The following is a 6,000-nucleotide window of genomic DNA, read 5'->3' as shown; positions in this document are numbered from 1 at the left end:
CTCTACCCACATCTCCTTTTGGGGGCGGGGGGTGGGGGGGGTGGGGGGGCCCCAAACCCCCCCCCCCCCCCCCCCCGCTCCCACATGGCCCTTCACGAACCTCGGTGCAGCGCCGCCAGCAGCGCATCGATATACGTACGGCTCGCACGCAGTGTCGTGCCATCGCGCAGGCGCAGCACGGCATCGCGGTTGGGCCGCGGCGACAGCTCCACGACCTGGTCGACGCGCACGATCGCCGAGCGGTGCACGCGGAGGAATCGGCTCGCATCGAGCTTGCGGGAGAGTTCGTGCAGCGATTCGCGCAACAGGTGGCGCTGGCCGTTCGCATGCAGGGCCGCGTAGTCGCCATCGGCCTCGATCCAGGTCACGTCCGCGACATCCACGAACGAAAGCCTCGAACCCACGCGGATACCGAAGCGGTCGACCGCCGCCGCACGCCTGTCCCGGCTCAGCTTGCGCCGGACTCGCTCGATCGCCTCGGCGAAGCGCTCGTCGTCCAGCGGCTTCAACAGGTAGTCCACGGCTTCCAGCTCGAAGGCGTCAACACACTCGGTCACCACCGTGACGTCGTCCTCCGCACGCAGCCTCGTGAGGACGCCGCTGCGGGCAAGCGGCTCATCGTCCACGACCGCGACCCGGATCACGCGATGGCCTCGATGCTTGTTTCCACCGGCGCCCACGGCATGGTGATGCGAACCGTCCAGCGCCCGTCCTCGATGCCTGTCACCAGCTGGTGGCGGTCGGGGTACAGCGCTTCGAGACGCGCACGGACATTGGCAAGCCCCACGCCGCCCGCACCCTCCGTGACCTCCACAACGTCGTTGGTGACGCTGACCTTGAGTTCGTTGCCGGCATGTTCAAAGCGGATGGCAACGGTGCCTGGCGCCGTCCGCGGCGCGATGCCGTGACGGATGGCGTTCTCCACCAGGGGCTGCAGCAGCAGGTAAGGCACGCGGGCATCGAGCGTGCCTGGCGCGGTATATGTCTCCACGCGCAGGCGCTCGCCCAGGCGGGCCTTCTCGATGTCGAGGTAGGCCGCAGTCAGGGCGATCTCGTCTGCGACGGTGTGCTCGTGCCCCGGCGCATCCTCCAGGGTGGTCCGCAGGAAATCGCCCAGCCGCGCGATCATGCGCGTGGCATCGCGCGGGCGCTCGTCATTCACCAGCGCAGAGATCGCGTTGAGCGTGTTGAAGAGGAAATGCGGTTGCAGCTGGTAGCGCAGCGCGCGCAATTCGGCATCGCGTGCCGCGGCAGCGGCGGCACGCAGGCGCTCACCCTCGGCCCGCAATGCGGCCCGGTGCAGCACCAGGCCCTGCAGGCCCGAGAACGCGATTAGCGCGAGCCAGCAACCGTCCAGTCCGCCGAAGACAAAGGTCCAGTCAGCGCGTGCCCGGGATTCCGGCGAGGCCAGCCACTCGAGCGCGATCACGGCGTTGATGACCGACATGGCATAGCTGGCGGGCAGCAGGACGGCGGCGGTGACCCAGCCGTTCGCACCGCGCCGCCACAGCCAGCGATGGATCGCGCCCAGCGGGATGATCCAGAACAGGTAGGCCAGCGTGTAGAAGACGCGGAAGGAGAGGAACGGCGAATCGACCAGGGCGGCCGGCAGGCCCATCACGACCATGCAGCCGAGGATGGGCAGGCCGGCAAGCAGCGTCAGCAGCGGTGGCGGCGCCAGGTTCCGGTCGATATTCACGCTGCCCCGCCCCTGCCTCAGAAGTTCGAGGAGTAAAGCATGGCGGCGATCTTCCAGCCATCGTCGGTGCGCACCATCTGCCAGGTCTCGGCGCCACGGTTCTGGACCTTGCCAGCCAGCAGGAACTCAAAATCGAAGTACACGCTACCCACCGCACCATCGGTTTCGATGCGTACGTCGTGGAAGCGTTCCTCGAGCGCATCCTTGCTCTTGCCCACGAAATCCACGAACTTGGCCGGCGTGCTGGTGTGGTACGGGCCCGCGTCCGGCTTCTTCGCTCGGACGGTCTCCAGCCCCTTGGGCCCAAGCGCTTCGACCCAGGAACATTCCGGGGTGAACAGCGAACCCAGCGTCTTCGCGTCATGCGTCTTCAACGCATCCTGGAACTGGCTGACCACCTTCTCGATATCAGCCTTCGCGCCATCGGCAGCGAACGCCGGGGAAGAGACCAGGGCAAGCGCAGCAAGCAGGGAAAGGGATTTCATGGGGTCGCTCCGTATGGGGTGGAGCGAGCAGACCACCCATGCGACATCGCCGCCAGAGGTCTGGCGGCGAGCCGTTCGATCCAGGCGCCGGGACGTTTCACAACGGGCCGGGCCCCCGCGGATGCCCCGTTCTTCCCCGGGGCGACCCGCGCTTAGTTGAGGCAGCCCGGCAGACCGTCGTAGACGGAGACGTTGGTCATGGGCAGTTTGGCGTGGAGCGGATCCTCACCCTTGGTGAGCTCGTAGAACGATTCCACCGGGGTGTCCTTCGCGAGCAGCAGCTTGCACTTGAAGGTCTTCGCCGTGACCTGGACGGCGCCGGTCTTCGCGTTGACCGAGGCGTGGCTGCCGGCGAAGGTCCACAGGCACTGCTTCAGCGTGCCCTTGGTGGAATCCACCGAGCAGCGCAGCTGCATCGGGCGGAGGTTGGAATAATCGCCTTCGCAGAAGGTGTCGCCACAGACCTTGTCGAAGCCGGCAGTGAGCCGGGCCTCGGCTTCGAAGAAGCGATCCATGCCGGCCTCGGAGGCTGGCCAGTCGGTGGCGTCGACGTAGCGATTGGTGGGCGCATCGGCAGCGAAGGCGGACGCCGAGGCGGTGAGGAACAGTACAGCGAGGGTGGTGCGAAGCATCGTGATGGCTCCGTGGTTGAGGAGGTGCCATTTCAACGCTTTCGCTTTTTCGCGTATGTCCGGTGCGGGACTGGTATCGCGTAGCCGTCAGGCCCGACTTCGTGTAGGAGCTCACCCTGTGAGCGACGCCGTTCGCGATAGCGCCGCGGCAGTTGCAGCGGTGTCGCGAAACATGTCGCCCACAGGGTGGGCTCCTACAGAATCAGAGCCAGGTTTTGTAGCGGCGGATGTAGAGCGTCTTCACGATCTGGGTGAGTACGCAGTACGACACCAGGGTCAGCGCCAGCCAGCCGAAGTAAGCGCCCGGAAGCGGGGTCATGCCGATGCGCGCACCCAGCCCCGAGAACGGGATGAGGATGCCGATCACCATGATCGCGCCGGTCAGTGCCAGCACCGGCGCCGACGCCATGCTGCGCAGGAACGGGATGCGCCGCGTGCGGATCATGTGCACCACCAGCGTCTGCGAGAGCAGGCCCTCGATGAACCAGCCGGACTGGAACAGCGACTGGTGGGCCACGTCGTGCGCGCCGAACACATGCCACATCAGCCAGAACGTCGTGATGTCGAACACCGAGCTCACCGGGCCGATCCAGACCATGAAGCGGCCGATGTCACCCGCATCCCACTTGCGCGGCGTGCGCAGGTATTCCTCATCCATGCGATCGAACGGGATCGACAGCTGCGACAGGTCGTACAGCAGGTTCTGCACCAGGATCTGCAGCGGCAGCATCGGCAGGAACGGCAGGAAGGCGCTCGCCACCAGCACGCTGAACACGTTGCCGAAATTCGAGCTGGCGGTCATCTTGATGTACTTCATGATGTTGCCGAAGGTGACGCGGCCCTCGAGCACGCCCTCTTCCAGCACCATCAGGTTCTTTTCGAGCAGGATGATATCCGCCGATTCCTTCGCGATATCCGTGGCCGTATCCACCGAGATACCGACGTCGGCATCGCGCAGCGCCGGGGCGTCGTTGATGCCATCGCCGAGGAAACCCACGGTGTGGCCCTTGCGCTGCAGCGACTTCACCACGCGCGCCTTCTGCACCGGCGACATCTTGGCGAATATGGTGGTGCTCTCCACCATCGCATCCAGCGCCTCGTCATCCAGCTGCTCGATATCGCGGCCGAGCGCGGTGCCGGAGACGTCCAGCCCGACTTCCGCGCAGATCTTCTTCGTCACCGCTTCGTTATCGCCGGTGATGACCTTCACGGCGACGCCATGGTGGTTCAGCGCGCGAATGGCGGTCGCCGCCGAATCCTTCGGTGGATCAAGGAAGGCCAGGCAACCGACGGCAGTGAGGCCGGATTCATCGGCCACGCCATAGGCACGGTCGCCGATCGGATCGCGGCGCACGGCCACGACCAGCACGCGAAGGCCATCCTCGTTGAGCCGGCGGGTCATCGCGCGGATCTCTGCGCGCTTCTCCTCCGTCATCGGCTCGACTTCGCCGCCGATGCGCGCCTCGGTGCAGATCGCCAGCATCTCCTCGACCGCGCCCTTGCAGATCACCAGCTGCTCGTACTCGCCGTCGGTCACCACCACCGACATGCGGCGGCGCTGGAAGTCGAACGGGATCTCGTCAACGATGCGGAAGCGGTGGGCGATGGTCTCCAGGTCACGGTGCGCGAGCACCGCCTTGTCCATCAGGTTGCGCAGGCCGGTCTGGAAGCGGCTGTTGAGATAGCCCCACTCCAGCGCCTCGTCGGAGTCGTCGCCATCGAGATCGACATGCCGCTCGAGCACGATCTTGTCCAGCGTGAGCGTGCCGGTCTTGTCCGTGCACAGCACGTCCATCGCGCCGAAGTTCTGGATCGCGTTGAGGCGCTTCACCACCACCTTGCGCTTCGACATTGCGATGGCGCCCTTGCCGAGGTTGGCGGTGACGATCAGCGGCAGCATTTCCGGGGTGAGACCCACGGCGACGGAGAGCCCGAACATGAAGGCTTCCAGCCAGTCGTGCTTGTCGAAGCCGTTGATGACGAAAACGATTGGCACCATCACCGCCATGAAGCGGATGAGCAGCCAGCTGACCGACGAGATGCCCTTGTCGAAGCTCGTCTGCACGCGCTCACCCGAGAGCGTGCGCGCCAGTGAGCCCAGGTAGGTGCGCGCACCCGTGGCCAGCACCACCGCGGTGGCGGTGCCGGAGACGACGTTGGTACCCATGTAGCAGACGGTCGGCAGGTCGAGCGGGCCGCCACTTTCAGCGGGCGACGCACCGTGCGGCGCCGTCTTCTCCACCGGGATGGATTCGCCGGTGAGGATGGCCTGGGAGATGAACAGATCCTTGGCCGTGATGAGGCGCAGGTCGGCGGGGATCATGTCGCCGGCGCCGAGGTGGACGATATCGCCGACTACCAGCTCTTCGACCGGGACCTCGATGCGCTCGGCATGGCCATCCTCGGCGCGGCGGGTCACCGAGGCGGTGTTGCGCACCATCGCCTTCAGCTTCTCCGCGGCTTGCGAGGAGCGGTACTCCTGGGTGAACGAGAGCAGCACGCTGATCCCGACCATGACCGCGATGATGGTCGGGCCGGTCAGGTCGTCCGGATCGGTGAACAGCTGCACCACCGCCAGCACCAGCAGCACGATGATGAACGGGTTCTTGAAGGCGTGCAGGAGCTGGACAGCCCAGTGCGGCGGCTTCTCGTGCCCGACTTCGTTGATACCGTCGCGATCGAGGCGCTCGGCGATGGCCTCCTCGTCGAGGCCGTCGATGCGGGAATCCAGCGCGCGCAGCAGCTCATCCGCCGGACGGAAGGCGTCCGCGGTCGCGTTGGTAAAGGTCTTGGCGGCGACGGCCGCCGGCGAGGTGTGGATCTTCATGGCTCGCTACCTACCCGGCACGTGGGACCGGCGGGCGCGAGCGGCTTACGGCCGCAGTTAGCCGAAAGCAGGCGCGCCGGCTCGGGGCCGACGGACGGAATTCTCGTTGGATGTGACGATGGACCGCGAGAGCGGCGTCGTAGTGTCTATGTCGCTGTTCATGATTGCGGCAGTTTGCCGTCAGCCGGTTTCAACGAGCTTTCAGCCGAATCGAGCGAACGCGGCACCGTGATCGTGCGCTTCACCGGCTGGGCGGTGCCGCGACGACGGGCGAGAGCGAAGGCGAGACGGCGCCCGAACATGCGCGGGCTGGTCTTGTCGAGCTGGAGATTCATGGCTCAATCCTCGAATAACGGT

Annotated in this window: 6 protein-coding genes; all 6 read right to left on the bottom strand. The window is 66.0% G+C overall.

The genetic code is table 11. The features are described 5' to 3' along the window. Nucleotides 1-92: 92 nt before the first annotated feature. Nucleotides 93-644, bottom strand: coding sequence for a LytR/AlgR family response regulator transcription factor (locus ACZ6YI_RS09380; protein WP_465778410.1), 552 nt, complete (start codon nt 642-644; stop codon nt 93-95). Beyond that, a complete protein-coding gene (locus tag ACZ6YI_RS09375) occupies nt 641-1,699 on the bottom strand; it encodes a sensor histidine kinase (RefSeq protein ID WP_465778409.1) in 1,059 nt (352 codons plus the stop codon). Before ACZ6YI_RS09375 ends, ACZ6YI_RS09380 begins: the two co-directional genes overlap by 4 nt. Before the next feature lie 17 nt (nt 1,700-1,716). Then, on the bottom strand, nt 1,717-2,184 hold the full coding sequence (locus ACZ6YI_RS09370) for a nuclear transport factor 2 family protein (protein WP_465778408.1): 468 nt from the start codon (nt 2,182-2,184) through the stop codon (nt 1,717-1,719). A gap of 152 nt (nt 2,185-2,336) precedes the next feature. Next, nucleotides 2,337-2,816 carry a hypothetical protein gene (locus ACZ6YI_RS09365; RefSeq protein WP_465778407.1) on the bottom strand — a complete coding sequence of 160 codons (480 nt, stop codon included), beginning with the start codon at nt 2,814-2,816 and terminating at the stop codon, nt 2,337-2,339. 202 nt (nt 2,817-3,018) lie between these two features. After that, nucleotides 3,019-5,643, bottom strand: coding sequence for a magnesium-translocating P-type ATPase (gene mgtA, locus ACZ6YI_RS09360; protein WP_465778406.1), 2,625 nt, complete (start codon nt 5,641-5,643; stop codon nt 3,019-3,021). A 158-nt stretch (nt 5,644-5,801) separates the two neighbouring features. Beyond that, nucleotides 5,802-5,978, bottom strand: a complete 177-nt coding sequence (locus ACZ6YI_RS09355) for a hypothetical protein (protein WP_440327964.1) — start codon at nt 5,976-5,978, stop codon at nt 5,802-5,804. Between the last annotated feature and the right edge of the window lie 22 nt (nt 5,979-6,000).

The organism is Luteibacter sp. NPDC104163 (genome assembly GCF_055584245.1).
This window is presented reverse-complemented; position numbering and strand designations above follow the sequence as displayed.